The organism is Chryseobacterium sp. SIMBA_029 (genome assembly GCF_046535275.1).
Taxonomy (GTDB): domain Bacteria; phylum Bacteroidota; class Bacteroidia; order Flavobacteriales; family Weeksellaceae; genus Chryseobacterium.
On sequence record NZ_JAWRXA010000474.1, the window covers coordinates 1 to 261 of the forward strand.

Annotated in this window: 1 protein-coding gene; it reads right to left on the minus strand. The window is 36.8% G+C overall.

What is annotated here, in order from left to right; all coding sequences use genetic code 11:
- The coding region (locus SB679_RS24885; protein WP_410704974.1) for a hypothetical protein at window positions 1-261 on the minus strand (261 nt) is incomplete at both ends.

A 261-nucleotide genomic window follows, 5' to 3' on the forward strand; every position in this document is an offset into this window, starting at 1 on the left:
CCAGAAGCTTTTCGATGGCAAAATCACTGATATCAGCATCTACATAAAAGTCCTTGGCTGACTTAAATTGTGCTTCCTTAATAAATAAAGCACTTTTATCAGAATAAACCCTCAGATTCCGAATGTCAAAATCTGCTGTTTTCTTTCTATAGGTAATAGAGTGATTAAGCTCCGGACTAGTATCTATTGCCCATGTAACCTCATTGAATTTAACTTCGGTAGGCTCAAATTTAAATACATAATCGCCCACAGCATCTGTGG